We start from the raw sequence: 26,036 nt of genomic DNA on the forward strand, positions 1-26,036 counted from the left end.
CGCCGTGCGGGGGATTTTTCAGCGCTCGGCTCCGGGGAGGCCCTCGGCCGTGGGACGGGTTCCGGTTCCGGGCGGGCGTGCGGAAGCGGGGGGTGGCGTGGGCATGGGTGCGCGCGAGGGAGCGGGTCCCGGCGGGGGCGAGGTTCTCGGCGGGGGCCGCAGACCGGGCCGGGCCGGCGGCCGGGGCATCGGCATAGGGATCGACCGGTGCGCGGACTCGGGTACGAGCATCCGTACGGGCATCCGCTGGAAGCTCAGCACGGCGATCGCCCTGGTCGGCGCGCTGGTCGCCGTCGCGCTGAGCCTGGTCGTGCACAACGCGGCCCGGGTCTCGATGCTGGACAACTCGCGTGACCTCGCCGACGAGCGCATCCAGCTCGCCGAGCGCATGTACGGGCCGGGTCGGCCGCCGCCGTTCGGCGCCAAGATAGACGACCCCTCCATTCCGTCGGACCTGATCTCGAAGGTCTCGGAGGGGCGGCGGGCGACCTACGTCTCCGACAGCTCGAACGGTGTGCCGGACATCTGGGCCGCCGTCCCGCTCAGGAACGGGCAGGTGCTGTCCTGGCACGAGCGCTTCACGGACCGCAACGCGGACGTGATGAAGGACCTCGACCAAGCGTTGATCATCGGCTCGATCGCGGTCGTCCTCGGCGGCAGCGCGCTCGGCGTGCTGATCGGCGGGCAGCTCTCGCGCCGGCTGCGCAAGGCGGCGGCCGCGGCGAACCGGGTCGCCAAGGGCGAGCCGGACGTCCGGGTGCGGGACGCGATCGGCGGTGTCGTGCTCGACGAGACCGATGATCTGGCGCGGGCCGTGGACGCCATGGCCGACGCGCTCCAGCAGCGCCTGGAGGCCGAGCGCCGGGTGACCGCCGACATCGCCCATGAACTGCGTACCCCGGTGACCGGGCTGCTCACGGCGGCCGAGCTCCTGCCGCCCGGGCGGCCCACCGAGCTCGTACGGGACCGTGCGCAGGCCATGCGCACGCTCGTCGAGGACGTCCTGGAGGTCGCCCGGCTCGACGGCGCCTCCGAGCGTGCCGAACTGCAGGACATCATGCTCGGTGAGTTCGTGGCCCGGCGGATCGCCGCCAGGGGGGCGGACGTCGAGGTGCGGGTGGTGCACGAGTCGGAGGTCACGACGGACCCGCGCCGGCTGGAACGTGTCCTGCTCAACCTGCTGGCGAACGCGGCACGGCACGGCAGGCCGCCGATCGAGGTCACGGTCGAGGGCCGGGTCATCCGCGTCCGCGACCACGGCCCGGGTTTCCCCGAGAAGCTCCTCGCCGAGGGGCCGAGCCGGTTCCGCACCGGCAGCGCCGACCGCGCGGGCGACGGCCACGGACTCGGCCTCACCATCGCCGCGGGCCAGGCCCGGGTGCTCGGCGCACGGCTGACCTTCCGCAACGTACGGCCCGCCGGGGCTCCGGAGGGCGTGCCCGCCGAGGGCGCGGTCGCGGTGCTGTGGCTGCCGGAGCACGCGCCGACGAGTACCGGGAGCTACCCGGTGCTGCCGATGTCCGGGAAGTAGGGACCGCGGTCACGAGGCCTGTCGCGACCTCGACGGACGCGCGACCTCGACGGACGACGGTCACCGCGCGCGGGAGTGGGTACACGGGAGCGCGCGGAAGGCACACAGGAGAAGGCCCCCGGGGCGGACAGCGCCGGGGGCCTTCGGTGTGAGGAGTGCGGGGGCCGGGAGGACCGGCCCCGCGATCAGGTCAGACCGGCTCGGCGAGGTGGACCGGGGGTGCGTCCTCCGGCGTACCGCCCTCGCCGGGCTTGGGCGCGCCCGCCCCCTTGAGGGCGACCTCCTTGACGAACACGGACGAGAGCATCACGATCACGGCGACCGCCGCGCCCAGCAGGAAGGCCGAGTGCGTACCGGCCGACACCGCGTGCTGGTAGGCCTCGCGGACCGGTGCCGGCAGCTTCGCCAGGCTCGCCGCGTCGAGCTGTGCCGACTGCTCGGTGATCTTCGAGCCCAGGGCGCCGGCCTTCTCGGCCATGACGTCCTGCACGCGGTGGTTGAACAGCGCGCCCATGATGGCGACACCGAACGACGAGCCGAGCGTACGGAACAGGGTGGTGGAGGAGGACGCGACGCCCATGTCCTTCATCTCCACGCTGTTCTGCGCCACCAGCATGGTGACCTGCATCAGGCAGCCCATGCCCAGGCCGAGGACGGCCATGTAGACGCCGGACATGAAACGGGTGGTGTCCGTGTCCATCGTCGACAGCAGGTAGAGACCGATCACCATCAGCACACCGCCGATGACGGGGAAGATCTTGTAGCGGCCGGTGGCGGTGGTGACCCGGCCGGCGACCATCGACGTCACGAGCATCGCGCCCAGCATGGGCAGCAGGAGCAGACCGGAGTTGGTCGCGGACGCGCCCTGTACGGCCTGCTGGTAGAGCGGCAGGAACAGCGTGGCGCCGAACATGGCGAAGCCGGTGACGAAACCGATGATCGACATCAGGGTGAAGTTGCGGCTGCGGAAGATGTGCAGCGGCACGATCGGCTCGGCGGCCTTGGACTGCCAGTAGACGAACCCGACCAGCGCGGCGACGCCGAGGCCGATGAGCTCCATGATCCGCGCGGACGACCACGCGTACTCCGTGCCGCCCCAGGTGGTGACGAGGACGATGGAGGTGATGCCGATGGTCAGCAGCGCGGCACCGAGGTAGTCGATGCGCGTCTCGGACCGCTTCTTCGGCAGGTGCAGGACGATGCTGATCGCGGCGAGCGCGACCGCGCCGAGCGGCAGGTTGATGTAGAAGGACCAGCGCCAGCCCCAGTTGTCGGTGATGGTGCCGCCGATCAGCGGACCGCCGATCATCGCCAGCGCCATGATGCCGGCCATCATGCCCTGGTACTTGCCGCGCTCACGGGGCGGGATCAGGTCGCCGATGATCGCCATGACACCGACCATGAGGCCGCCGGCGCCGAGACCCTGAATGGCCCGGAATCCGATCAGCTCACCCATGTTCTGGGCCATGCCGCTCAGCGCGGAGCCGATCAGGAAGATCACGATCGACGTCATGAAGGAGCCCTTGCGGCCGTACATGTCGCCGAGCTTGCCCCAGATCGGGGTGGAGGCCGCGGTGGCGAGGGTGTACGCCGTCACGACCCAGGAAAGGTGTTCGAGTCCGCCGAGCTCACCCACGATGGTCGGCATGGCCGTGCCGACGATCATGTTGTCGAGCATCGCCAGCATCATCGTGAGCATCAGCGCGAGCAGGACCACGCGCACGCTGCGCTGCTGCTTCTCGCCCTCGGCCGGTTTCCCGGTCTGCTCGGCGGCCGGTTCGGCCGCCTTCGTCGTGTCCGCCATCGTTCCCACTCCCCTGAGTACCTCTGCCGTCGGACGGCTACTTACTTGCCGACCGGCAAGCTCATCACATCCGGGAAAATAGTCCTCTAACTAGCCGGGCGTCAAGTAAGTAGGGCTAGTTTTACCTGCCGGTCGACAGGTAAGTTTCCAAGGAGCGTGAGGGAGACGAGGATGGGCGGCACCATGGACGGCATCAAGCGGCAGCGCCGAGGCGACACCCGGCAGCGCATCCAGGACGTAGCCCTCGAACTCTTCTCCGAGCACGGCTACGAGAAGACCTCGCTGCGCGAGATCGCCGAGCACCTGGACGTCACGAAGGCGGCACTCTACTACCACTTCAAGACGAAGGAAGAGATCCTGATCAGCCTCTTCCAGGATCTGACCCGGCCGCTCGACGAGCTGATCGAATGGGGCAGGCAGCAGCCGCACAGCCTGGAGACCAAGCAGGAGGTGCTGCGCCGCTACAGCGAGGCCCTCGGCGGCGCGTCCCCGCTCTTCCGTTTCATGCAGGAGAACCAGGCGACGGTACGCGAGCTGAGCATCGGCGAGACCTTCAAGGACCGCATGATCAGCATGCTGGAGATCATCAAGGAGCCCGAGGCGCCGCTGACCGACCAGGTCCGCTGCATCAGCGCGCTGTTCACGATGCACGCCGGAATGTTCGTGCTCAAGGAAGTCGAAGGCGACCCCGAGGACAAGCGCAAGGCAGTCCTCGAGGTCGCGATCGATCTGGTGACACAGGCCCACGGGGGCGGGGCCTCCTAGGGCCTGTCTGGCAATTCGCGTCGTCGCCCGAAGGGCGGCCCGGCGGCGTCAGGTGCGGGCTCTCGGCGTGCCGGCCCCAGACCCGCGTACTGGACGTACTCGGGTCTGGGGCCGGTGCGGCGAGAGTCCGTGCATGGCGTCGCCGAGCAGACGGGAATTGCCAGACAGGCCCTAGCACCGGAGGCCGGCGCCCGTCAGGTGGGTCAGACCTTGACGCCCATGTTGTGAAGGAACGTCACGGGGTTGACGGCCGAACCGTAGTTGGGGGTCGTACGGATCTCGAAGTGCAGGTGCGGGCCGCTGGAGTTACCGGTGTTGCCGGACAGGGCTATGTGCTGACCGGTGGAGACGACCTGACCGATGCGCACGTCGATGCGCGACAGGTGCGCGTACTGCGAGTACGTGCCGTTGGCGTGCTTGATCACGACGGCGTTGCCGTACGCCGGACCGTCACCGGCGCCGTTGCCGCCCGCCTTGACGACGGTGCCGCCGTGGGCGGCCATGACGTTGGTGCCCGTCGGCACGGCGAAGTCCTGGCCCGAGTGCTTGTGGGCCCACATGCCACCGGCCTGGTTGAAGCTGGCCGAGAGGGAGTACTTCGCGACCGGGTCGATCCAGGACGCGGCCTTCTTCTTCGCGGCGGCCTTCTTCGCGACGGCCGCCTTGGTGACGGCGGCCTTCTTCGCGGCGGCGGCCTTGGCCTGAGCGGCGGCCTGGGTGTGAACGGCGTTGGCCGCGGTGACGGTGGCGCTGCTGCTGACGCCCGTTTCAGCGGCGGTCGCGACCCCTGCGCCCAGCACGACCGAGGCGCCCAGACCGACGGTCAGAACGGCCGCCCGAGTGCGAGCCATGGACGTAAGGGACTTGCGGGACGTGACGCGCTTCGACATGAAAACCTCGTGGAGACGGGGACAAGGGACTGAACAACAACTCCGGCGGACTGCTCGCTGCCGTGTTGGCCATTCATTGGTAACCCGCGCCCCCAGCCGCACTCAAACCCCCCATCTACGGTCTGAAGTAGTACTTCATGCCAAAACTTCCCGAACCTTGACACCGCGGACATCCGGCGAGGGATCTTGTCCCTTTGGCCCGGAAAGCAGGGTTTAACCCCACTTCAGGCCTGCACATCCCTTGCCAAACCTGCCCGCGGCCCACGCGTCGGGGCGACCTGCCGACAGTCCTCGCCACCCCGGGCCAATGGTCCTTTTTGTCCGTTTTCGCATATCCACTATTCGACCTAGTACCGGACAAACCGCCTGTGCGTCATGTCACCGGGGCCCCGCCTCCGGGCACCCCTGAATGTGACGCGGGCTACGCGGCCTGCCCCTGCTTTCAAGGGTCTTGGGGCGTCGCCGGACCCTTCACGGGCACCTCGCGGCAGTGCTGCGCCAACCGGCCGCCGGACCATACGGTTGTCCTTCCGGCCCAACGCTCTCCGGGGGAACGTCATGGACCCAGTAACCGTCGGCACGCGCCTGGCCTCGAGTGTGGCCGCGCCGCTGGTCAGGAAACTCTTCGTGGCCGAGGGACCGGGAGCGGGGCTCGTCGACAAGCCCGTACGGATCTCGGCGCTCGTCTCCTTCAAGGGCGAGAGACGGGTCGTCGGAGAGAGGGAACTGGCCCATCTCTCGGCCGCCCTCGTCGGACGGGCGCTGCGCGGCGGGGAGCGCCCCTTCCCCGCCGACGAGGAACAGGCCGTCGTCCATGCCCTCGGCCGGACGCTGCACGCCCTGGGCGACCTCACCATGACGGACGTCCAGGCGGTGGAGCTCGGCCACCGGGCACTCGCCGTGCGGCTGCGCGGGGCCGCCGGGGACCCCGCACGGGACCTGTCCTTCGACGCGACCCTCTTCTACGAGGGGCTGCTCGACACCGCCTGCCTCCACGTCCTGCACTTCTTCACCCAGCGCTCGACGTTCGTCCCCCGCACCCTCGTGGAGCAGAGCCGCAGACAGCGCGAGCTCATCGCCAAGGTGGACGAGCTGATCGCCCGCACGCCCCTGACGGGCGGCACCGACCAGGCCTTCGAGCAGCGCTATCTCGCCCATGTCGCCACCCGGCACGGCCACCTCACCATCTACGGCATCGACCTCGTCGACTCCCCGGAACGCTGGCCGCTGGACGCCGCCTACCTCAGCCTCCAGGCCCTGCGCCCCCCGGGGGACGAGGAGACCACCGCGCCCGAGGGCGTGGGCATCGCCGCCGGCGCCTCACTGCCCGCCGAACAGGCGCTCGCGGAACAGGACCTCGTCCTCCTGCGCGGGGTGGCCGGCTCCGGCAAGACCACGCTCGTACAGTGGCTGGCGGTGACCGCGGCGCGCGGGGAGCGGGGCGACCGCGTCCCCTTCGTCCTCCCGCTGCGCACCCTCGTCCGCCGTCCCGACGGCCTGCCGGCCCCCGACGCGTTCCTGTCCGCCGTCCGGATCCCCTTCCACGCGACCCAGCCGGACGGCTGGAGCGACAGGGTGCTCCGCCACGGCCGCGGCCTCCTGCTCGTCGACGGGCTCGACGAGATCCCCGAGCGTGACCGCGAACACACCCGCCGCTGGCTGCGCGAGCTCCTCGACGCCTACCCCGGCAACCAGTGGCTCGTCACGTCCCGCCCGTCGGCCGTGCGCGACGACTGGCTCACCCCCGACGGATTCACCGAACTCGTCCTCTCGCCCATGACCGGCGACGACGTGGCGGCCTTCATCCGCCGCTGGCACGCCGCGGCACGCCCGGACGCCCCCGACACGGACCGCCTCGACGGCTACGAGCGATCCCTCCTCGACGCCGTGCGCACCAAGCCGGACCTCGGCCGCCTCGCCACCAACCCCCTGATGTGCGGGCTGATCTGCGCGCTGCACCGGGACCGGCGGGGCTATCTGCCGCACGGCAGACAGGAGTTGTACGACGCAGCGCTCTCCATGCTGCTCTCGCGCCGTGACGAGGAGCGCGACATGTTCGTCACCGGAGACGGTCACGACGGCGTCCATCTCACCGAACTCCCGCAGATCCAGCTTCTGCAACGGCTCGCCTACTGGCTCATCCGCAACAACCGGTCGGAGATGGACCGGGACCGCGCCGAACGCATCGTCGCCGACGTCCTGCCCTCGCTCCCGGCCGCCGCCCGGCAGGGCGACGCCGCGCGGATCCTGCGCCACCTCGTCGTGCGCAGCGGCCTTCTGCGTGAACCCGCCCCGGGAACCGTGGAGTTCGTCCACCGCACCTTCCAGGACTACCTGGGCGCCAAGGCCGCAGTGGAGGAAGGGGACTTCGGACTCCTGGTGCGCAACGCCGGGGAGTCCCAGTGGGCCGATGTGGTCCGGATGGCCGTCGCCCACGCCCGGCCCCGCGAACGGGCCGAACTGCTCGTCTCCATGACCGGCGCCGCGGCACGGCTCGACGGCGCGGCGGCGACCCGCGTACGGCTGCTCGCCCTCGCCTCGCTGGAGCACGCCACACAGCTCGCGCCCGAGGTGCGGGCCGCCGTGGAGGACGACGCGGCCGCGCTCATCCCGCCGAGGACGTCGTCGGAGGCCCGCGCCCTGGCCGAGGCCGGCCCTCTCGTCCTGGAACTGCTGCCGGGACCGGAGGGGCTGACCGACGCCGAGGCCCACGGCGTCGTGGTCACCGCGTCCCTGATCGGCACCGGCGCGGCCATCCCCGTACTGGCGCGCTTCCGCTCGCATCCAGCCCGGTCCGTACGGGCCCAACTCGCCTGGGGATGGCACCGGTTCGACACCGAGCGGTACGCGTCCGAGATCATCGCCCGGCTGGACCCGGCCGGCCTGTACTTCTCCGCGCACTCGACCGCCCAGCTCCACGTGCTGCGCGACCTGGGCGGCCGGCCCCGGCTGCAGATCGTGGGAGACATCGACCCGGCGGAGCTGCGCGCCTGCCTGCTCCCGGACCAGGTGACCCGGCTGATGCTGCGGCACAACAACCGCCTGGGGGATCTGGGCTTCCTGACGGCACAGCGGCGGCTGGAGCAGCTCAACCTCGATCAGTGCACGGGGATCGGTGATCTCGGGCCGCTCGCGGAGCTGCCGCTACGGGGGCTGTACCTGATGTCCGATTCAGGACGGCCCTTGGTCCCCGACGGTCTGGCGGGGCTGACCTCGCTGCGGGAACTGAACGTCGGACACCGGCTCCCGGGTCGGTCGCTGAGCGAGACGCTCCCGCTGGACGCGCCGCTGGAAGTCGTCTGCTTCGGGCGGGACGTCCTCCGCGACACCGGGATGCGGGGGCTGCGCCACTGGGGGTCCCTGCACACCCTGTGGCTGAGCCGGGAGCCGGGCGAGCTCACCCCCGACGACTGGTCCGAGGTCGCCGCGCTGCCGGCGCTCAGGGAACTGCGGATCCACCGGGCCGCTCTCGGATCCCTCGTGTCGGCGCCGCCGCTGCCGTCCGTCGAACACCTGGAACTGAGGAAACTGGCGGGGAACGAGGACCTTTCAGGGCTCCGAGCCCTGCTGCCGAATCTGCGGACGGTCAATTTCGCCCTCAATTCGGACGCCGGCACCGTGCCGGAGCGGCTCGCGGTTCAGTTGCCTGGCGACCACACGACCACCACCACCCACAACGTTCTGTGACTCCTCCCCGCCCCGTTCCGGGAATCCTCCCGGACGGGAAAAAGGGGCTGCCCCGGGACCGAAGTCCCGGGGCAGCCCCTTTTCAGGCGGACCCGGAGGTCACGCCTCCTTGCTCAGGTTGGGACCGGCACCGCCGGCGGCCTGCTCGATCGGCGGGACGTCGGGGAGCGCCGACTTCTCCTCACCCCGGAAGGTGAAGGTCTTGGTGTCGCCCTCGCCCTCCGTGTCGACGACCACGATGTGGCCGGGACGGAGCTCACCGAAGAGGATCTTCTCCGAGAGGATGTCCTCGATCTCGCGCTGGATGGTCCGGCGCAGCGGCCGGGCGCCCAGGACGGGGTCGTAGCCCTTCTTCGCGAGGAGCGACTTGGCGGTCGGGCTGAGCTCGATGCCCATGTCCCGGTCCTTCAGACGCTCGTCGACCTTGGCGATCATGAGGTCGACGATCTGGATGATGTCTTCCTCGGTGAGCTGGTGGAAGACCACCGTGTCGTCGACACGGTTCAGGAACTCGGGGCGGAAGTGCTGCTTCAGCTCCTCGTTGACCTTGGCCTTCATCCGGTCGTAGTTCGTCTTGACGTCGCCCACGGCCGCGAAGCCGAGGTTGAAGCCCTTGGAGATGTCCCGGGTGCCGAGGTTGGTCGTCATGATGATGACCGTGTTCTTGAAGTCCACGACCCGGCCCTGGGAGTCGGTCAGACGACCGTCCTCCAGGATCTGCAGCAGCGAGTTGAAAATGTCCGGGTGGGCCTTCTCGACCTCGTCGAAGAGGACGACGGAGAACGGCTTGCGGCGGACCTTCTCGGTGAGCTGGCCGCCCTCTTCGTAGCCCACGTAGCCGGGGGGCGAACCGAAGAGACGCGAGACCGTGTGCTTCTCGCTGAACTCCGACATGTCGAGGGAGATCAGCGCGTCCTCGTCGCCGAAGAGGAACTCCGCGAGGGTCTTCGACAGCTCCGTCTTACCGACACCCGAGGGGCCGGCGAAGATGAAGGAACCACCGGGCCGCTTCGGGTCCTTCAGACCCGCTCGCGTACGGCGGATCGCCTGCGAGAGCGCCTTGATGGCGTCCTTCTGGCCGATGACCCGCTTGTGGAGCTCGTCCTCCATGCGCAGCAGACGCGAGGACTCCTCCTCGGTCAGCTTGAAGACCGGGATGCCGGTGGCGGTGGCCAGGACCTCGGCGATGAGCTCGCCGTCGACCTCGGCCACGACGTCCATGTCGCCGGCCTTCCACTCCTTCTCGCGCTTGGCCTTCGCCGCCAGCAGCTGCTTCTCCTTGTCGCGGAGGGAAGCCGCCTTCTCGAAGTCCTGGGAGTCGATGGCCGACTCCTTGTCGCGGCGCACGCCCGCGATCTTCTCGTCGAACTCGCGGAGGTCCGGCGGCGCGGTCATCCGGCGGATACGCATCCGGGAGCCCGCCTCGTCGATCAGGTCGATCGCCTTGTCGGGCAGGAAGCGGTCCGAGATGTACCGGTCGGCGAGCGTCGCCGCCTGCACCAGGGCCTCGTCGGTGATGGACACACGGTGGTGGGCCTCGTACCGGTCGCGCAGGCCCTTGAGGATCTCGATCGTGTGGGGGAGGGAAGGCTCCGCCACCTGGATCGGCTGGAAGCGGCGCTCGAGGGCCGCGTCCTTCTCGAGGTGCTTGCGGTACTCGTCCAGCGTGGTCGCGCCGATGGTCTGGAGCTCACCGCGGGCCAGCATGGGCTTCAGGATCGAAGCGGCGTCGATGGCGCCCTCGGCGGCACCCGCACCGACCAGCGTGTGCAGCTCGTCGATGAACAGGATGATGTCGCCGCGGGTGCGGATCTCCTTGAGGACCTTCTTCAGGCGCTCCTCGAAGTCACCGCGGTAGCGGGAGCCGGCGACCAGCGCACCGAGGTCGAGGGTGTAGAGGTGCTTGTCCTTGAGGGTCTCGGGCACCTCGCCCTTGACGATGGCCTGGGCGAGGCCCTCGACGACGGCGGTCTTGCCGACGCCGGGCTCGCCGATGAGCACCGGGTTGTTCTTGGTGCGGCGGGACAGCACCTGCATGACCCGCTCGATCTCCTTCTCGCGCCCGATGACCGGGTCGAGCTTGGACTCACGAGCGGCCTGGGTGAGGTTCCGGCCGAACTGGTCGAGGACCAGGGACGTGGAGGGAGTGCCCTCGGCAGGACCGCCACTGGCGCCGGCGGTCTCCTTGCCCTGGTAACCGGACAGGAGCTGGATCACCTGCTGCCGCACCCGGTTGAGGTCTGCGCCCAGCTTGACCAGGACCTGGGCGGCGACGCCCTCGCCCTCACGGATCAGGCCGAGCAGGATGTGCTCCGTGCCGATGTAGTTGTGGCCCAGCTGAAGGGCCTCGCGGAGCGAGAGCTCCAGGACCTTCTTGGCACGGGGGGTGAAGGGGATGTGGCCGGACGGGGCCTGCTGCCCCTGCCCGATGATCTCCTCCACCTGCTGGCGGACCGCCTCGAGCGAAATCCCGAGGCTCTCCAGGGCCTTAGCGGCGACACCCTCACCCTCGTGGATCAGGCCCAGGAGGATGTGCTCGGTGCCGATGTAGTTGTGGTTGAGCATCCGGGCTTCTTCCTGAGCCAGGACGACAACCCGCCGCGCGCGGTCGGTGAACCTCTCGAACATCGTTAATCGCTCCTCAGAGCGGTCAGGCAGTAAGGGGACGCTCCCCTCCCTGTCCTTCCGCAGCTTAGTCCCGCAAGCGGGGACCGCTCATTCCAACTGCCGACACCGTCCTTGGCCTCCTGACCCCGAACGCCGACATCTGCTCCAACCTGATGGTGCGAGACGATGTTCCCGCAGGCCAGGCAGATACCCTCTCCCGCTGTACGCCGATGGCGAACGTGAGATGCCCGAGCCCTGCGTGTCGCCTCTCCCACTAGGCATGTCTTACCCGTGCGCACTGACAGTCCATGCCGCGCGCACCGGTTCCCTCCGCTACGGGCGAACATCAATGCCCGGCGGAACGCTCCCGCACGCCCCATTTCCCGGAACTCTGTGTGTTCACGGAAATGCCCAGCGTAACTCGGGGGGTCTTCCGGCTGTTGCTGCTTGCATGGTTCCCGCCGTCCCTGTCCCCCGTCGTCCGTCCGATCCGGGTGATCCCGTCGATCCGGTGTGCCAGTGGTACGAGAACGAACTGGGCTGGGCGGCAGTGCCCGGGGCGCCGGTACGGCTGGTCACGGGGCTGCGCTTCGACGTCCTGGAGGTGCCGGCGGAGGCGGGATTCCCCGCGCTGCGGCATCTGGGTCCGGCGTCCCCGGTGGCTCTGTGCGGGGAGCGGATGCGGCTGCTGGTGGCCGCGGGGAGCGCGGAGGAGCTGCCGGGGCTGCTCGACTGGCTGGAGTGGGGCGCTCTCGCGCTGGATCTCACGGCGATCGGCGCGGGCGGAAGCGTCGAGGCTCCCCCGCCCACGGCCGGTCCGGAAACGGGGAGTGGCCCACGAGGGGCCGCCCGCTGGCTGCGGCCCCCGGAGCCCGGCCGCGCGGTGGAACCGGCGTTGCCGACACTGTCGGCGCTGGGCGGCGGGGCCGCCGGCGGGGGCGTTGGGGGCGCCCCCGATCTCGTACGACTCGTGCAGACGATGGCGACACACTGCCACCGCGTGAGGCTGCGGCGAGCGTGCGCTCAGCCGTTGGCCTTCTCGTAGGCCTCGCGAATGGACGCGGGAACACGGCCGCGGTCGTTGACCTCCAGGCCGTTCTCCTTTGCCCAGGCGCGGATCTGCGCGGTGTCCTGGCTGCCACCGGAAGCGACGCGGGCCTTTCCGCGTCCGCCCGAAGCACGGCCTCCGGTACGACGGCCGCCCTTGACGTAGGCGTCGAGAAGACCACGGAGCTTGTCCGCATTGGCGGTCGTGAGATCGATTTCGTACGTCTTGCCGTCCAGCGCGAACGTCACGGTCTCGTCCGCCTCGCCACCGTCGAGGTCGTCGACAAGAAGGACCTGAACCTTCTGTGCCACCGGATTTCCTTTCATCGATAACTTCTAGGGCAAGGAGGGCCTCGCGGCGTCCGCCGTTTCGCCGTCCCTTGTTATATGCAGTACTGCAGTACGTCGGAAAGCAAACCGCTTTTGCTGGAAAAACACAAACCCCTGGGGGAGACTCACTGGACTCCGCCCGCACGGAAACATGCGCGTTTCGGACATAGGGAACGTGGGCAACGCACTCCGCCGGAATAGCCGGTCGCGATCACAGATGCAGAAGCATCCGGCTGTTGCCCAAGGTGTTCGGTTTCACTCGTTCGAGACCGAGGAACTCCGCGACGCCCTCGTCATAGGAACGCAGGAGCTCGGCGTACACATCGGTGTCGACGGGTGTCTCACCGATCTCCACGAAGCCGTGCTTCGCGAAGAAGCCGACTTCGAAGGTCAGACAGAAAACCCGTCGAACACCGAGCCAGCGGGCGGTCTGGAGCAACTTCTCCAGCAACTGATGACCGACGCCCAGGCCCTTGACCGTGGGGTTCACCGCGAGAGTGCGGACTTCCGCGAGGTCTTCCCACATCACATGGAGGGCTCCGCAGCCGACCACCTCGGCGTTGTCGTCGCGTTCCGCGACCCAGAACTCCTGGATGTCCTCGTAAAGGGTGACGGTGGGTTTGTCGAGCAGGATACGGCGGCGCACGTTCGCGTCGAGGAGTCCGCGTACGGCCGCGACATCGCTGGTCCTGGCCCGCCGGACGGTGACGGCTTTAGCGCTGACTTCGGGATGCTCCGCCGGAAGCTCTGCCGGAACCTCCGCGGGATGCTCTGCTGACATGAGCGGACGCTATCGCCCGGAGGCGTCCCCGTCGGCGGCGGGGTTCTCCTCGGAGGGCTCGGGCGCCGGTGGCCTTTCGGCGGCTTCGGGGGCTCGCGGTTCGGGCCCTTGGACGATGCGCATGGCATCCCTGAGGGCCACGCGCTGTTCCTCGCTCATCATCCCGAAGAAGGCGACGAGAGCGGCTGCCGGGTTGTCGCTCTGCGACCAGGCGTCGTTCATCAGGGCCGCCGAGTAGGCGGCCCGTGTGGAGACCGCCTCATATCGATAGGCCCGGCCTTCCGCCTCGCGGCGCACCCAGCCCTTCTGATGGAGATTGTCCAAAACGGTCATCACCGTGGTGTAGGCGATGGACCGTTCCTGTTGAAGGTCTTCCAGGACTTCCCGAACGGTCACCGGGCGGTTCCACTTCCACACCCGCGTCATGACCGCGTCTTCGAGTTCTCCCAATGGGCGAGGCACAGTTCAGAACAATAGTGGTAGATGGTCAACAAAAAGGGCGTACGACTCGAAGGACGCAGGAAACGTCCGAGTCGTACGCCGGTGACGGCGTGGCGGCCCGGTGCGCGGAGGGGTCCGGCGGGAGCCGCGCGGGGCCGCCCGGGGCTTCAGGCCCCGGCGTCCTTGGGGGCCGAGGCCTGCTGGGCGGCCTCCACGCGCGCGAGGGCGGCGTCGACGACCCCGTCCTCCTTGGCCTTGTTGGCCCCGCCCTGACTCTTCACGATCGTCACGATGAGCCCGATGAAGAACACGGCCATCACTACCGGGGGCACGAGCGCGGAGACGTAGTCCATGCCTCCAGAGTAGCCAGGGGGCGCCGTCGGGCTCAGCCGGGGTCCGCGACGGGCCCTAGCCCGCCGCGAGTTGCTGTGGCGGGTCGGCCGGAGGGGGGCCGGGCTTGCGGCGGGGCGGGAAGACCTCGCCCGGGGTGGGGATCGGCCGGTCCGGGCGGGGGGAGCGGACCGGCGGCTGGGGCTGCGGTCTCGGCTCGGGCCTCCGGTCGGGCTCCTCGGCGGCGCGGCCGCCGGGGAGGGCCAGCAGACGGGTGCGGGACGCGGGTACCGAGGCGACGGCGCGGCCCGCGAGCCGGGCCCGCACGTCCTGCTCGGCGAGGCCCTGGCAGCGCTCCAGGAGAGCCGCCGCGACCGGGTTGCCGCGCAGCGCGCGGAGCACGGCGAGGTCGTCGGGGTTCGGCCGGTATCCGGAGGCGAGGACCTCCTCCAGAAGGGCCAGATAGCCGGCGGCGGTGCCCGGCAGGGCAGCCCGGTAGCGGGCGAGGTCGGCCAGCAGGAAGGCCCGGAGCCTGGCCCCCTCGTGGGCCGCCTCGTCGAGGGACTCGGCGAGGCGGAGGCAGTCCTGGACGTCCTCGGCCGAGACGGGGCAGGGGTGCAGGGCGAGGGCGAGGGCACGGCGGAGCACACGCAGCTCCTCCGCACCGAACGCCATGCCGCCGTGGGATCCGTAGGGCGTGGGCATGGGGCGACGATACGTGCTAATCAGACAAAATCCGCATAGCGGAAGAAATGTGGCGCGTCCCGTTTTCGGCGCGTCCCGCTTTCGCCGGGCGCGGGGTGCCGGCCGGGGAATTCCGTCCCGGAATCCGGAAGCCCGCCGGGCGCCGCCGCTGCCCCGCCGAAAGGGAAGCCGAGAGGGAGGCCGAGAGGGCTCCCCGTTCGTCGGCCCCGGACGCCCGAGGGGGCCCCGCGAACGCGGAGCCCCCTCGGTACCGGCCGCCCGCCTCGGCGGGCGGCCGGTCACAGACGCGAGACGTTCCGCTCGTACACCAGACGCAGCCCGATCAGCGTCAGCCACGGCTCGTGCTCGTCGATCACCGAGGACTCGCCGAGGACCATCGGAGCCAGTCCGCCGGTCGCGATGACGGTGACGTCCTCGGGATCGTCGGCCAGTTCGCGCGCCATCCGCTTCACGACCCCGTCGACCTGGCCCGCGAACCCGTAGATGATGCCGGACTGCATCGCCTCGACGGTGTTCTTGCCGATCACCGCGCGCGGCCGGGCCACCTCGATCTTGCGGAGCTGCGCGCCCTTGACGCCGAGCGCCTCGACGGAGATCTCGATGCCGGGGGCGATGACGCCGCCGATGTACTCGCCCCGCGCGCTGACCGCGTCGAAGGTGGTCGCCGTACCGAAGTCGACGACGATCGCCGGTCCCCCGTACAGCTCGACGGCCGCCACGGCGTTGATGATCCGGTCGGCGCCGACCTCCTTGGGGTTGTCCGTGAGGATCGGCACGCCCGTCTTGACGCCCGGTTCGACGAGGACGGCGGGGACATCGCCGTAGTAGCGCCGCGTCACCTCGCGCAGCTCGTGCAGCACGGACGGCACGGTCGCGCAGATCGCGATGCCGTCGATGCCGTCGCCGAGTTCCTCGCCGAGCAGCGGGTGCATGCCCATGAGGCCCTGCAGCAGCACGGCGAGTTCGTCGGCGGTGCGGCGCGCGTCGGTGGAGATGCGCCAGTGCTCGACGATCTCCTCCCCGTCGAAGAGGCCGAGGACCGTGTGGGTGTTGCCTACGTCGATGGTCAGCAGCATGGCCGGGGTTACTCCGCCGCTCGCAGGTCGAGGCCGATGTCGAGGATCGGGGAGGAGTGCGTGAGCGCGCCCACCGCCAGGAAGTCGACGCCCGTCTTCGCGTAGGCCGCGGCGTTGGCGAGGGTGAGCCGGCCGGACGCCTCCAGCAGGGCACGGCCGGCGACGAGGGCGACCGCCTCCTCGCACTCGACCGGCGTGAAGTTGTCCAGCAGGATCAGGTCGGCGCCCGCGTCGACGACGTCACGCAACTGGTGCAGGGTGTCGACCTCGACCTCGACGGGGACCTCCGGGAACATCTCCCGTACGGCCTCGAAGGCCTCGGCCACACCGCCCGCGGCGACCACGTGGTTGTCCTTGACCAGCGCCGCGTCGGACAGCGACATGCGGTGGTTGACGCCGCCCCCGCAGCGCACCGCGAACTTCTCCAGGGAGCGCAGGCCCGGCGTGGTCTTGCGGGTGTCGCGCACGCGCGTCCCGGTGCCCTCCAGGGCGTCCGCCCACGCGCGCGTGGCGGTCGCGATGCCGGACAGACGGCACAGGAGGTTGAGGGCGCTGCGTTCGGCCGTCAGCAGGTCGCGGGTGCGCGTGGTGACGCTCAGCAGCTTCTGGCCGGCCTCGACGCTGTCGCCGTCGTCGACGTGCCGCTCGACCTCGAACTCGTCGGTGCAGACCACCGACAGGACGGCCTCGGCGACGCGCAGGCCCGCGACGACGCCCGCGTCCCGGGCCGTGAAGTCGGCGGTGGAGACGGCGTCCTCGGGGATGGTCGCGACCGTCGTCACGTCCACGCCGTGGTCGAGGTCCTCCTGGATCGCCACGTTCGCGATGTCCTCGACCTCCAGGGGGTCGAGCCCGGCGTCGGCGAGGAGCTGGGCGAGGGCGGGATCGAGGCCGCACTCCATGTACGCCTCGTCCATGTCTGCGCCGCAGCCGCAGCCGTCGCCGCAGCCGCCGCTCTCGGCGAGGGGAAGGTCGTGGGTGCTCACTTCGGTCACTGCTCCTGGGGACGGGACGGGGGCGCCGGGTGGGGCTGCCGGGATGTCGGGGGGAAGTCTGCGGTATCGGTGGTGCGGACGGCGAGGGTCCGGTCGGGATTCAGCCGTACGACGATGTGGCGGCGCCACTGGTCGTCGTCGCGGTCGGCGTGGTCCTCCCGCCAGTGACAGCCGCGGGTCTCCTCGCGCAGCAGGGCGGCGGCGACCAGGACGCGGGCCACGCACAGCAGGTTGGTGGCCTCCCAGGTGTCGACGCCGGGCTCGGAGGTCTTGCCGTTCTCGTCGAGGGCGTCCCGCGCGTCGGTGTGCAGTCGCTGGAGCTGCTCGGCCGCGGCCGCGAGGGACTCGGCGGAGCGCAGCACACCGGCGCCGACCGTCATGATCCGCTGGATCGCGAAGCGGGTCTCGGGGGCGAGCAGCGGGTGCGCGGGCGTCTCGGGGTGCGGCACCGGCTGGGGCACGCGCGCGTGCGGACCGTTCTCGGCGTGGCTCGCCGCGATGTCGGCGGCGATCCGCTCGGCGTAGACGAGGCCCTCCAGCAGGGAGTTGGAGGCGAGCCGGTTGGCGCCGTGGACGCCCGTGCAGGCGACCTCCCCGCACGCGTACAGGCCGGGGACCGTGGTGCGGCCCCGGGCGTCGGTGCGGACGCCGCCTGAGGCGTAGTGGGCGGCCGGGGCGACCGGGACGGGCTCGGTCACCGGGTCGATGCCGTTGGCGCGGCAGGCGGCGAGGATCGTGGGGAAGCGGTGCTCCCACATGTCGGCGCCGAAGTGCCGGGCGTCGAGGTACATGTGCTCGGCGTCCTGCTCCTGCATGCGGCGCGTGATGCCCTTGGCGACGATGTCCCGGGGCGCCAGTTCGGCCAGCTCGTGCTGTCCCACCATGAAGCGCACGCCGTCGGCGTCGACCAGGTGGGCGCCCTCCCCGCGTACCGCCTCGGAGACCAGCGGCTGCTGACCCTCCGCGTCGGGGCCGAGGAAGAGCACGGTCGGGTGGAACTGGACGAACTCCAGGTCGGAGACCTCGGCGCCGGCGCGCAGCGCGAGGGCCACGCCGTCGCCCGTGGAGACGGACGGGTTGGTGGTCGCGGAGTACACCTGGCCCATGCCGCCGGTCGCGAGGACCACGGTGGGGGCGTGGACGGCGCCCACGCCGTCGTGCTGGCCCTCTCCCATGACGTGGAGGGTCACGCCCGCGGTGCGGCCCTCGGCGTCCGTCAGGAGGTCGAGGACGAGGGCGTTCTCGACCGTGCGCAGACCGCGGGCGCGGACCGCCTCGACGAGGGCCCGGGAGATCTCGGCGCCGGTCGCGTCACCGCCCGCGTGCGCGATGCGGCGGCGGTGGTGGCCGCCCTCGCGGGTGAGTTCGAGGTCGCCCTCGGAGGACTCGTCGAAGTGGGCGCCGGTCGCGATGAGCCGGCGGACGGCGTCCGGGCCCTCGGTGACGAGGATGCGCACGGCCTCCTCGTCGCACAGGCCCGCGCCCGCGACCAGGGTGTCGTCGAGGTGCTGCTCGGGGGTGTCGCCCTCGCCGAGCGCGGCAGCGATGCCGCCCTGCGCCCAGCGGGTGGAGCCGTCGTCCAGGCGGGCCTTGGTGACCACGACGGTCCGCAGCCCCGCGGCCTCGCAGCGCAGCGCGGCGGTGAGCCCGGCGACGCCGGAGCCGACGACCACGACGTCCGCGCTCAGGGCCCAGCCCGGGGCGGGCGCGTGCAGGCGTATGCCGGTGCCAGTGGAGGTGTCTGAACCTGTGCCTTTGCCGGTCACGAGGCGGCTCCGAAGGTGAGGGGAATGTTGTCGATCAGGCGGGTCGTCCCGACCCGGGCGGCGACGGCGAGGACCGCCTCGCCGGTGAAGTCGTCCGGGATCTCGGTGAAGTCGTCCGGGTCGACGAGAGCGAGATAGTCCAGGACCAGCGGCGGCCGCAGACGGGCCGCCTCGTCGAGGACCAGCCGGGCGGCCGAGCGGACGCCGCCGGGCCAGCCGGGGACGGCCTTGGCGACGGCGTGCGCGTCGGCCGCGGCCCGGGACTCGCCTATGGCGCTGAGGGCCTCGGCGCGCTCGCGCGTGGCGGGCACCTCCAGGGCCCTGGCGCGCAGCGCCTCCTGGGCGGCGTGCCGGTCACGGCCGGCGAACAGGGCCTGCGAGAGGGCGAGCGCGGTGCGCCGCTCCTCGGCCGAGAGGTAGCGGTTGCGGCTGGAGAGGGCGAGCCCGTCCTCCTCGCGCACGGTGGGAACGGCGGTGATCTCCACGCCGAAGTTCAGGTCGCGCGCCATGCGCCGGATCAGGGCGAGCTGCTGGGCGTCCTTCTGGCCGAACAGGGCCACGTCCGGCCGGGTCAGGTGCAGCAGTTTGGCGACGACGGTGAGCATGCCGTCGAAGTGGCCGGGCCGCACGGAGCCCTCCAGGCGCTCGCCCATCGGTCCCGCGGAGATCCGGACCTGGGGTTCGCCGCCGGGATAGACCTCGTCGGCGGAAGGGGCGAACACGACGTCCGCGCCCGCCTGTTCGGCGATCTTCAGGTCGGCGTCGAGCGTGCGCGGGTAGCGGTCGAGGTCCTCGCCCTGTCCGAACTGGAGAGGGTTCACGAAGACGGTGACGACCACCTCGCCGGCCTCTCCGGCGATCTCGCGGGCGGTGCGGATCAGGGTGGCGTGGCCCTCATGGAGGGCGCCCATGGTCATCACGACGGCTCTGCGGCCGGTCCGGGTCCGCGCGGACAGTTCGCCGGCGGTGCGCAGCAGGGCGGTGGTCATCGGGTGTCTCCCTCGGTCCCCTGGGTCGCGTCCGTCCCGTCGGCGAGTACTCCCAGGAGGTCCTCGGCGAGTTCCGGCTTGAGCAGTCCGTGGGCGAGCGCGCGGTCGGCGGTCGCGCGGGCCATCGCCAGATAGCCGGCGACGGTTTCGGGGGCGTGCCGGCGCAGTTCGGCGACGTGCGCGGCGACCGTGCCCGCGTCCCCGCGCGCGACGGGTCCGGTCAGGGCCGCGTCGCCCGACCTGAGGGCGTTGTCCAGGGCGGCGCCGAGGAGGGGGCCGAGCATGCGGTCGGGGGCCTCGACACCGGCGGTGCGCAGCAGCTCCATCGACTCGGCGACCAGGGTCACCAGGTGGTTGGCGCCGAGCGCGAGGGCCGCGTGGTACAGCGGCCGGGACTCCTCGGCGATCCACTCGGGCTCGCCGCCCATCTCGATCACGAGGGCCTCGGCGGCCAGCCGGAGCTGGTCGGGGGCGGTGACGCCGAAGGAGCATCCGGCGAGCCGCTGGACGTCCACCGCGGTGCCCGTGAACGTCATCGCGGGGTGCAGGGCGAGCGGCAGGGCGCCCGCTCTGAGGGCCGGGTCGAGCACCCGCGCGCCGTACCGTCCGGAGGTGTGCACCAGGAGTTGTCCCGGGCGGACGGCGCCCGTGTCGGCGAGTCCTTCGACGAGCCCGGGGAGCGCGTCGTCGGGAACGGTCAGCAGGACGAGGTCGGCGCGCTCCAGGACCTCGGCCGGGGACACCAGCGGGACGTCGGGCAGGAGCTGCGCGGCACGCCGCCTGGAGGCGTCGGAGACGCCGGAGACGGCCACCGGGCGGTGTCCGGCGAGCTGGAGCGCGGCGGCGAGCGCGGGTCCGACCCGGCCGGCGCCGACGACGCCGACGGTCAGCCGCGCGGGGCGGTCCTTGGGCTCTGGCTGGGGATACGTACTCACGCGACGGCGGCCTTCCGTTCCAGTCCGCTCGGGGTACCGGACGATTTCTCGTCATGTTAACGCGATTGGTCCGGGGGGAGTCCGGCCGTCCACAGGCTGTGGGTTTCCGCACGCCGGGACGCCCGTGGGGACCCTGGCCGGGTGAACGGGATTTCCACAGGTCACCGGCGTGCGGAATTCGAGGTGACCGGCCGGGCCCGCGCGGGACATGATCCTGGGATGAGCGATACGGCGGCACGAAGCGGAACGGACCCCGCGGAGCGGGACGGGACGGAGCCCGCGGGGCAGGGCGGGGAGGGGACGGCGGGGCTGTCTCCAGAGCAGCGGTTCGAGCGGCGCGCGGCGGCCTGGAAGGCGGCCGGGCGGGTGCTGTGGCGGCCCGGCTACCAGTCGTCCCTGCGCGAGCGCCTGGCCTGGCTGAACGAGGGCGCCGGTGACGTGTGCGACCTCGACGAACGGGTCGACATGTACGGCGGCGGCCTCGTCGAGACCCTGGAGGAGCGGGTCGCCGAACTGCTGGGCACGGAGGCGGCGGTCTTCTTCCCGACCGGGACGATGGCCCAGCAGGTCGTCCTGCGCTGCTGGGCGGGCCGGACCGGGAATCCGACCGTGGCCCTGCACGGGCTCAGTCACCCGGAAGTCCATGAACGGCAGGCGTTCAGCCAGGTCAGCGGCCTGCGCCCGGTCCGTCTGACGAGCGAGCCCCGGCTGCCGACCGCCGAGGAGGTGCGGGACTTCCCCGAGCCGTTCGGCGCGCTGCTGCTGGAGCTGCCGCTCCGGGACGCCGGTTTCGTCCTGCCCACCTGGGAGGAGCTCACCGAGGTCGTGGAGGCGGCCCGGGAGCGGGACGCTGTGGTGCACATCGACGGGGCCCGGCTGTGGGAGTGCACTCCGCACTTCGGCCGCCCCCTGGCGGAGATCGCGGGCCTCGCGGACAGCGTGTACGTCTCGTTCTACAAGTCGCTCGGCGGGTTCGGGGGTGCGGCCGTCGCGGGGCCGAAGACGCTCGTGGACGAGGCGAAGACCTGGCGGCACCGGTACGGCGGCATGATCATCCATCAGTTCCCGACCGTCCTGTCGGCGCTGGTCGGCCTGGAGCGGGAGCTGCCCCGGCTGCCGGAGTACGTCGCCCACGCGCGCGTGGTGGCCGGTGCCCTGCGCGAGGGCTTCACGGAGGCGGGGGTCCCCTGGGTCCGTGTCCACCCGGAGGAGCCGCACACCCACCAGTTCCAGGTCTGGCTGCCGTACGACCCCGACGTCCTCGGGGACGCGGCGCTGCGGCAGGTCGAGGAGACGAGGACGGGCCTGTTCGCCCAGGGCTGGAACCGGGGCGGCCCGGGACTCGCGTACACCGAGGTCACCGTGGCCGAACCGGGTCTGGAGTGGACGGCGGACGACGTGAAGGCGGCGGTCCGCGCGTTCGTGGAGAGACTGCCGGACCGGAACGCCTCGTAGTCCGGGGGCGCGCACGGCCCCTCGTGGGACGAGGGGGCGTACGGCCTCCCGTAGGACGGAGGCCCGCGCGGCCCCTCGTAGGACGAGAGTCCGGGCGGTCACGGCGCGGCGTCCGGGGAGGGCGGGGTGGGTCTCAGCGGGACGGACGGCCGTGCAGCCACCGGGCCAGGGCTCCGCGCAGGCGGCCACGGGCCGGATGTCCGGCCATGACGGCCCGGAACCGCCGGTAGTCGCGCACCTCCCGCGCGGTCTCCCAGTCGTGGCTGCCGGGTGCCGGAGGAGCGGCCTCCCCGTGCTGCGAGGACCGGTAGCTGTCCAGGATGTACTGCTGGGTGATGCTCATGGCCGACCGCCTCTCGGGAGAGGGATGGGATCCGAAGGACCCTCGCTGACCGCTCCGGTCGTCCCAGGTTGCGCCTGATCACAGCTGCTGTCGCTCCGATTGACGGCCGTCGTCAATCGGCGGCGGCCGCTGTCGGTGGCGGGGTGCACCATGGGGGCATGAGCGTGCACATCGACATCGGCGGCCTGCGGCCGGAGCGGGTCGCCGTCGTGCCGTCGCCGCTGGCCGAGCTGGGGATGGCGCTGCACGCGCTGGCGGAACCGGGGCACCACCCCGGGTTGCAGGGCTGGACGACGGGAGTGACCGCCGGACTCGACGCCCATCTCGCGGACCGGATGTGCGAGGCGGACTTCCTGTGGCGTACGACGTTCTCGGACCTGTTCCTGCCGTGCGCGGGCGTCCCGGGCGGGGCCTCGCTGCCGGGCGGGACACTGGCCGAGGACCTCGACCTGCTGGACAAGCTCACCGACGAGCAGTTCGTGGACGCGGCCCTGGAGTTCACCTGCGCGCTCGCGTACGGCACCGAGGGGCCGCACGCCCTCTCCGACCCCGAGGTGCGGCGCCGCGCCGTGGACCTGGCCGCCTCGCGGGGGCCGCAGCAGACCCGGTTCACCGAGCGGCTGCTGGTGGACCCGCCGGGCGTGCGCGCCTGGCTGCGGCAGTTCCTCGAGGACTGCGACGACGCCTTCTTCGCGGAGACCTGGGCCCGGCTGCGCCACCCGCTGGCCGCGGAGGCCCGTCACAAGACGGATCTGCTGCGGCACAAGGGCCTTTCCGAGGCGCTGGCCTCCGTGTCCTCCGCCCTGTCCCTGGACGAGGCGGCGCGGATCATCACGGTCGACAAGCTGACCGAGGGGAGCACGACGGTCACGGCGGACGGCGGTCTGCTGCTGGTGCCCACCAGCCTCGGCCGCCCGCACCTGATGGTGCTGCACCGCTATCAGTGGCAGCCGGTGCTGCACTACCCGGTCAGCTCCCCCGAGTTGGCCGCCCCGCCCTCCGTCGAGCAGCTCACCCTGCGGATGGCCGCCCTGTCGCACCCGGTCCGGATGCGCATCTGCCGTCATCTGGCCCGCAGCGCGTACACCACCGGCGAGCTCGCCCAGGTGCACGGCATGACCGCGCCGGAGATATCCCGGCACCTGAGTGTGCTCAAGAAGGCGGGGCTGATCACCACGCGGCGGCGCGGCCGCTATGTGCTGCACCAGCTCGACGTCGGGGTGGTGGCCCGGCTGGGGAGCGACTTCCTGGAGGGGATCCTGCGCTGAGTGCGGCACACCAGTCCCTGTCCGGGGCGCACGCCCCGTCGAGGTGTCGTCACAGCGCTGAACGTGACCACGAACAGGCGGGGGTGACGGACGGTCATGGGGTACAGAGGCCGACCCAGTTGGAAGCCGGTGATGGTCACTCACACAGGTGAAGTCGATCGATGGTTCGCACGGTCGGGGAACGCGCGAGCTAGGTTCGCGGTCATGGCACGGTTTCGGATGTACCCGACGAGCGAGCAGGCAGGCATCATGCTCGGCCACTGCGCGCACGCCCGGTACGTCTGGAACCTTGCCGTGGAGCAGCACACGCACTGGCGCAAAGGGCGGAGAGCGGCGCCCGGCTTCGCCGAGCAGTGCCGCCAGCTCACCGAGGCCCGGCGTGACAACGCGTGGCTGGCCGCCGGCAACGCCGATGTGCAGCAGCAGGCCCTGAGGGATTTCGCCAAAGCCAAGAACACCGTTTTCACCTCCGGCTTCGGTGAGCCGACCTGGCGCAGGAAGCATGTGCACGAGGGCTTTCGCGTCATCGGTACGGACCGCATCGCGGAGTTCGAATCCGACGGCTCACCGAAGCTGAACGCCACGGGCAAGCAGGTCATGGGCCGCTCGGTCGTGGTGCGCAAACTCAACCGGCGATGGGCACGGGTGAAGGTGCCCGGCTGCGGCTGGGTCCGCTTTCGGCTCAGCCGCAATGGCAAGGGATCTGAACTGCCGAAGGCGAAGACGTTCCGTGTCACCGGCCGCAACGGCCAGTGGCACATTGCCTTCGCCGTCGTCCCCGCCCCCATCGAGGCGCCCGGCACGGATGAGGTCATCGGCATCGACCGGGGCGTGGTCGTCACCGCCGCCCTCTCCGACGGGCGGAAACTGAACTGCCCCCAGCTCACCGTCAGGGAACGCGCCCGGATCCGCAAACACCAGCGCCGCGCCGCCCGCGCACCCAGGGGCAGTGAGCGCAAATCCGCCGAGTACGCGAAGGCCGCCAGGCTCAAAGCGCGTGAAGCCGCCCGGCGCAAGGACTGGTGCGAGAAGACCAGCACGATGCTGGCCCGCACCTATGACCTGGTGCGGTTCGAGAAGCTCGACATCAAGAGCATGACCCGATCGGCCAGAGGAACCACCGAGCGGCCCGGCAAGCAGGTCGCCCAGAAGGCCGGGCTGAACCGGGCAATCCTGGCCCAGGGCTGGGGCCTGCTCCGCCAACGCACCGGGCACAAGGCCCCGGGGCGCATCGAGGACGTCCCCGCCCCCTACACCAGTCTGCGATGCAGCGCCTGCGGATGGATCGACAAGAACTCGCGCAAGAGCCAAGCCGAGTTCGTCTGCTCCTCCTGCGGCTTCACCTGCAACGCCGACACCAACGCAGCAGCCAACGTCGCGGCAGGACAGGGCGGGATCCCCCGCCCCCGGCGATCAGCCGGTGCCGGAGGGGTGACAGCGGCCACCGGCCGTTCGAACACCCGTGAACCCCAATCCGTACGGGTTGGAATCCCCCTCTTTCAAGAGGGGGAGGATGTCAAAGGAGCATGCGCAGACGACGACACTCTCGTCCCGCACAGCACCCTGCACCGGCCGCCGGGCATACAGCCCTAAAGCACGGAGTGCCCCGTCCCGTTGCTCAGCCGAGGCCGCCCGCCCGGACGATTCCCGTCTCGTAGGCGAGGACGACCACCTGGACCCGGTCGCGCAGTCCCAGCTTGGTGAGGATGCGCCCGACATGGGTCTTCACGGTGGCCTCCGAGAGGACGAGACGGGCCGCGATCTCCCCGTTGGACAGGCCCTGCGCGACGAGGATCATGACCTCGCGCTCGCGCTCGGTGAGCCGTTCGAGCCCCTTGTGCTGGGGCTCCTTGCCGGCGTTGGGCAGCAGCGGCGCGAACCGGTCGAGCAGGCGGCGGGTGGTGGACGGCGCGACCACGGCGTCGCCGCTGTGCACGGACCGGATGGCGGCGAGCAGCTCGCCCGGGGGCACGTCCTTGAGCATGAAGCCGGAGGCGCCGGCCTTCAGTCCGGAGAACGCGTACTCGTCGAGGTCGAAGGTGGTGAGGATCAGCACCTTCGGCGGGTTCGGGTCCGAGCAGATGCGGCGGGTGGTCTCCACACCGTCGAGCTTCGGCATGCGCACGTCCATGAGGACCACGTCGACCTCGGTGGCGGCCAGCACCTGCAGGGCCTCGACGCCGTCGCCCGCCTCGGCCACGACCTCCATGTCCGGCTGGGCGGCGAGCACCATCCGGAAGCCGGTGCGCAGCAGCACCTGGTCGTCGACGAGCATCACGCGGATCGCCATC

Annotated in this window: 22 protein-coding genes; 7 read left to right on the top strand and 15 right to left on the bottom strand. The window is 71.0% G+C overall.

What is annotated here, in order from left to right; genetic code table 11:
- Nucleotides 1-103: 103 nt before the first annotated feature.
- Entirely contained in the window at nt 104-1,531 is a 1,428-nt protein-coding gene (gene cseC / locus ACIQ7M_RS35390; protein WP_403651878.1) for a two-component system sensor histidine kinase CseC, read from the top strand.
- 190 nt (nt 1,532-1,721) lie between these two features.
- On the opposite strand, the gene ACIQ7M_RS35395 is transcribed toward cseC, so the two are convergent.
- Nucleotides 1,722-3,335, bottom strand: a complete 1,614-nt coding sequence (locus ACIQ7M_RS35395) for an MDR family MFS transporter (RefSeq protein WP_403651881.1) — start codon at nt 3,333-3,335, stop codon at nt 1,722-1,724.
- Between the two features lie 171 nt (nt 3,336-3,506).
- Here ACIQ7M_RS35395 and ACIQ7M_RS35400 point away from each other — a divergent pair, with 171 nt between their 5' ends.
- Nucleotides 3,507-4,100 carry a TetR/AcrR family transcriptional regulator gene (locus ACIQ7M_RS35400; protein WP_355766110.1) on the top strand — a complete coding sequence of 198 codons (594 nt, stop codon included), beginning with the start codon at nt 3,507-3,509 and terminating at the stop codon, nt 4,098-4,100.
- Between the two features lie 203 nt (nt 4,101-4,303).
- Here ACIQ7M_RS35400 and ACIQ7M_RS35405 read toward each other — a convergent pair whose 3' ends face one another.
- Nucleotides 4,304-4,990: a M23 family metallopeptidase gene (locus ACIQ7M_RS35405; protein ID WP_386985376.1), complete on the bottom strand. Its 687-nt coding sequence runs from the start codon at nt 4,988-4,990 to the stop codon at nt 4,304-4,306.
- 558 nt (nt 4,991-5,548) lie between these two features.
- On the opposite strand from ACIQ7M_RS35405, the gene ACIQ7M_RS35410 reads away from it, so the two are divergent.
- Nucleotides 5,549-8,677: an NACHT domain-containing protein gene (locus ACIQ7M_RS35410; protein WP_403651884.1), complete on the top strand. Its 3,129-nt coding sequence runs from the start codon at nt 5,549-5,551 to the stop codon at nt 8,675-8,677.
- Between the two features lie 99 nt (nt 8,678-8,776).
- Here ACIQ7M_RS35410 and ACIQ7M_RS35415 read toward each other — a convergent pair whose 3' ends face one another.
- On the bottom strand, nt 8,777-11,305 hold the full coding sequence (locus ACIQ7M_RS35415) for an ATP-dependent Clp protease ATP-binding subunit (RefSeq protein WP_355770549.1): 2,529 nt from the start codon (nt 11,303-11,305) through the stop codon (nt 8,777-8,779).
- Between the two features lie 430 nt (nt 11,306-11,735).
- On the opposite strand from ACIQ7M_RS35415, the gene ACIQ7M_RS35420 reads away from it, so the two are divergent.
- Nucleotides 11,736-12,329 (top strand): SCO3374 family protein, encoded by a 594-nt coding sequence (locus ACIQ7M_RS35420; RefSeq protein WP_403651888.1) that lies wholly within the window; start codon nt 11,736-11,738, stop codon nt 12,327-12,329.
- Here the strand turns inward: ACIQ7M_RS35420 and ACIQ7M_RS35425 are convergent.
- The 10 genes from ACIQ7M_RS35425 to ACIQ7M_RS35470 form a co-directional block, all read right to left on the bottom strand.
- Entirely contained in the window at nt 12,308-12,643 is a 336-nt protein-coding gene (locus ACIQ7M_RS35425; RefSeq protein ID WP_355770543.1) for an Lsr2 family protein, read from the bottom strand. The genes ACIQ7M_RS35420 and ACIQ7M_RS35425 overlap by 22 nt on opposite strands.
- Before the next feature lie 229 nt (nt 12,644-12,872).
- Nucleotides 12,873-13,442: an amino-acid N-acetyltransferase gene (locus ACIQ7M_RS35430; protein WP_355770540.1), complete on the bottom strand. Its 570-nt coding sequence runs from the start codon at nt 13,440-13,442 to the stop codon at nt 12,873-12,875.
- A 9-nt stretch (nt 13,443-13,451) separates the two neighbouring features.
- On the bottom strand, nt 13,452-13,892 hold the full coding sequence (locus tag ACIQ7M_RS35435; protein ID WP_403651892.1) for a BlaI/MecI/CopY family transcriptional regulator: 441 nt from the start codon (nt 13,890-13,892) through the stop codon (nt 13,452-13,454).
- A gap of 158 nt (nt 13,893-14,050) precedes the next feature.
- Nucleotides 14,051-14,236 carry a hypothetical protein gene (locus ACIQ7M_RS35440; protein ID WP_328554209.1) on the bottom strand — a complete coding sequence of 62 codons (186 nt, stop codon included), beginning with the start codon at nt 14,234-14,236 and terminating at the stop codon, nt 14,051-14,053.
- Nucleotides 14,237-14,291: 55 nt separating this feature from the next.
- On the bottom strand, nt 14,292-14,888 hold the full coding sequence (locus ACIQ7M_RS35445) for a hypothetical protein (protein WP_355770556.1): 597 nt from the start codon (nt 14,886-14,888) through the stop codon (nt 14,292-14,294).
- A 308-nt stretch (nt 14,889-15,196) separates the two neighbouring features.
- Nucleotides 15,197-15,994, bottom strand: a complete 798-nt coding sequence (locus ACIQ7M_RS35450; protein WP_355770535.1) for a type III pantothenate kinase — start codon at nt 15,992-15,994, stop codon at nt 15,197-15,199.
- An 8-nt stretch (nt 15,995-16,002) separates the two neighbouring features.
- Nucleotides 16,003-16,980: a carboxylating nicotinate-nucleotide diphosphorylase gene (nadC, locus tag ACIQ7M_RS35455; protein ID WP_355770532.1), complete on the bottom strand. Its 978-nt coding sequence runs from the start codon at nt 16,978-16,980 to the stop codon at nt 16,003-16,005.
- A 5-nt stretch (nt 16,981-16,985) separates the two neighbouring features.
- A complete protein-coding gene (locus ACIQ7M_RS35460; RefSeq protein ID WP_355770529.1) occupies nt 16,986-18,755 on the bottom strand; it encodes an L-aspartate oxidase in 1,770 nt (589 codons plus the stop codon).
- A complete protein-coding gene (gene panC / locus ACIQ7M_RS35465) occupies nt 18,752-19,744 on the bottom strand; it encodes a pantoate--beta-alanine ligase (RefSeq protein WP_355770527.1) in 993 nt (330 codons plus the stop codon). The genes ACIQ7M_RS35460 and panC overlap by 4 nt, the downstream gene beginning before the upstream one ends.
- On the bottom strand, nt 19,741-20,679 hold the full coding sequence (locus tag ACIQ7M_RS35470; protein WP_355770524.1) for a DUF2520 domain-containing protein: 939 nt from the start codon (nt 20,677-20,679) through the stop codon (nt 19,741-19,743). Before ACIQ7M_RS35470 ends, panC begins: the two co-directional genes overlap by 4 nt.
- A gap of 219 nt (nt 20,680-20,898) precedes the next feature.
- On the opposite strand from ACIQ7M_RS35470, the gene ACIQ7M_RS35475 reads away from it, so the two are divergent.
- Nucleotides 20,899-22,134: a threonine aldolase family protein gene (locus tag ACIQ7M_RS35475; RefSeq protein WP_403651899.1), complete on the top strand. Its 1,236-nt coding sequence runs from the start codon at nt 20,899-20,901 to the stop codon at nt 22,132-22,134.
- A gap of 133 nt (nt 22,135-22,267) precedes the next feature.
- Here ACIQ7M_RS35475 and ACIQ7M_RS35480 read toward each other — a convergent pair whose 3' ends face one another.
- Nucleotides 22,268-22,477, bottom strand: coding sequence for a hypothetical protein (locus ACIQ7M_RS35480; RefSeq protein ID WP_355775948.1), 210 nt, complete (start codon nt 22,475-22,477; stop codon nt 22,268-22,270).
- Nucleotides 22,478-22,635: 158 nt separating this feature from the next.
- Between ACIQ7M_RS35480 and ACIQ7M_RS35485 the strand changes: the two genes are divergently transcribed.
- On the top strand, nt 22,636-23,745 hold the full coding sequence (locus tag ACIQ7M_RS35485; protein WP_389837622.1) for a DUF5937 family protein: 1,110 nt from the start codon (nt 22,636-22,638) through the stop codon (nt 23,743-23,745).
- A 204-nt stretch (nt 23,746-23,949) separates the two neighbouring features.
- Nucleotides 23,950-25,338 (top strand): RNA-guided endonuclease InsQ/TnpB family protein, encoded by a 1,389-nt coding sequence (locus tag ACIQ7M_RS35490; protein ID WP_403651904.1) that lies wholly within the window; start codon nt 23,950-23,952, stop codon nt 25,336-25,338.
- A gap of 25 nt (nt 25,339-25,363) precedes the next feature.
- On the opposite strand, the gene ACIQ7M_RS35495 is transcribed toward ACIQ7M_RS35490, so the two are convergent.
- A complete protein-coding gene (locus ACIQ7M_RS35495) occupies nt 25,364-26,035 on the bottom strand; it encodes a response regulator transcription factor (RefSeq protein WP_355770753.1) in 672 nt (223 codons plus the stop codon).
- Nucleotide 26,036: the final 1 nt, after the last annotated feature.

It is taken from the genome of Streptomyces sp. NPDC096324 (assembly GCF_044763015.1).
Classification (GTDB): domain Bacteria; phylum Actinomycetota; class Actinomycetes; order Streptomycetales; family Streptomycetaceae; genus Streptomyces.

What these genes read in the sequence shown, in the direction of transcription:
- cseC (WP_403651878.1), top strand. Translation starts at nt 104, where the DNA reads ATGGGTGCGCGCGAGGGAGCGGGTCCCGGCGGGGGCGAGGTTCTCGGC.
- ACIQ7M_RS35395 (WP_403651881.1), bottom strand. Translation starts at nt 3,335, where the DNA reads ATGGCGGACACGACGAAGGCGGCCGAACCGGCCGCCGAGCAGACCGGG.
- ACIQ7M_RS35400 (WP_355766110.1), top strand. Translation starts at nt 3,507, where the DNA reads ATGGGCGGCACCATGGACGGCATCAAGCGGCAGCGCCGAGGCGACACC.
- ACIQ7M_RS35405 (WP_386985376.1), bottom strand. Translation starts at nt 4,990, where the DNA reads ATGTCGAAGCGCGTCACGTCCCGCAAGTCCCTTACGTCCATGGCTCGC.
- ACIQ7M_RS35410 (WP_403651884.1), top strand. Translation starts at nt 5,549, where the DNA reads ATGGACCCAGTAACCGTCGGCACGCGCCTGGCCTCGAGTGTGGCCGCG.
- ACIQ7M_RS35415 (WP_355770549.1), bottom strand. Translation starts at nt 11,305, where the DNA reads ATGTTCGAGAGGTTCACCGACCGCGCGCGGCGGGTTGTCGTCCTGGCT.
- ACIQ7M_RS35420 (WP_403651888.1), top strand. Translation starts at nt 11,736, where the DNA reads ATGGTTCCCGCCGTCCCTGTCCCCCGTCGTCCGTCCGATCCGGGTGAT.
- ACIQ7M_RS35430 (WP_355770540.1), bottom strand. Translation starts at nt 13,442, where the DNA reads ATGTCAGCAGAGCATCCCGCGGAGGTTCCGGCAGAGCTTCCGGCGGAG.
- ACIQ7M_RS35440 (WP_328554209.1), bottom strand. Translation starts at nt 14,236, where the DNA reads ATGGACTACGTCTCCGCGCTCGTGCCCCCGGTAGTGATGGCCGTGTTC.
- ACIQ7M_RS35445 (WP_355770556.1), bottom strand. Translation starts at nt 14,888, where the DNA reads ATGGCGTTCGGTGCGGAGGAGCTGCGTGTGCTCCGCCGTGCCCTCGCC.
- ACIQ7M_RS35450 (WP_355770535.1), bottom strand. Translation starts at nt 15,994, where the DNA reads ATGCTGCTGACCATCGACGTAGGCAACACCCACACGGTCCTCGGCCTC.
- panC (WP_355770527.1), bottom strand. Translation starts at nt 19,744, where the DNA reads ATGACCACCGCCCTGCTGCGCACCGCCGGCGAACTGTCCGCGCGGACC.
- ACIQ7M_RS35475 (WP_403651899.1), top strand. Translation starts at nt 20,899, where the DNA reads ATGAGCGATACGGCGGCACGAAGCGGAACGGACCCCGCGGAGCGGGAC.
- ACIQ7M_RS35480 (WP_355775948.1), bottom strand. Translation starts at nt 22,477, where the DNA reads ATGAGCATCACCCAGCAGTACATCCTGGACAGCTACCGGTCCTCGCAG.
- ACIQ7M_RS35485 (WP_389837622.1), top strand. Translation starts at nt 22,636, where the DNA reads ATGAGCGTGCACATCGACATCGGCGGCCTGCGGCCGGAGCGGGTCGCC.
- ACIQ7M_RS35490 (WP_403651904.1), top strand. Translation starts at nt 23,950, where the DNA reads ATGGCACGGTTTCGGATGTACCCGACGAGCGAGCAGGCAGGCATCATG.
- ACIQ7M_RS35495 (WP_355770753.1), bottom strand. Translation starts at nt 26,035, where the DNA reads ATGGCGATCCGCGTGATGCTCGTCGACGACCAGGTGCTGCTGCGCACC.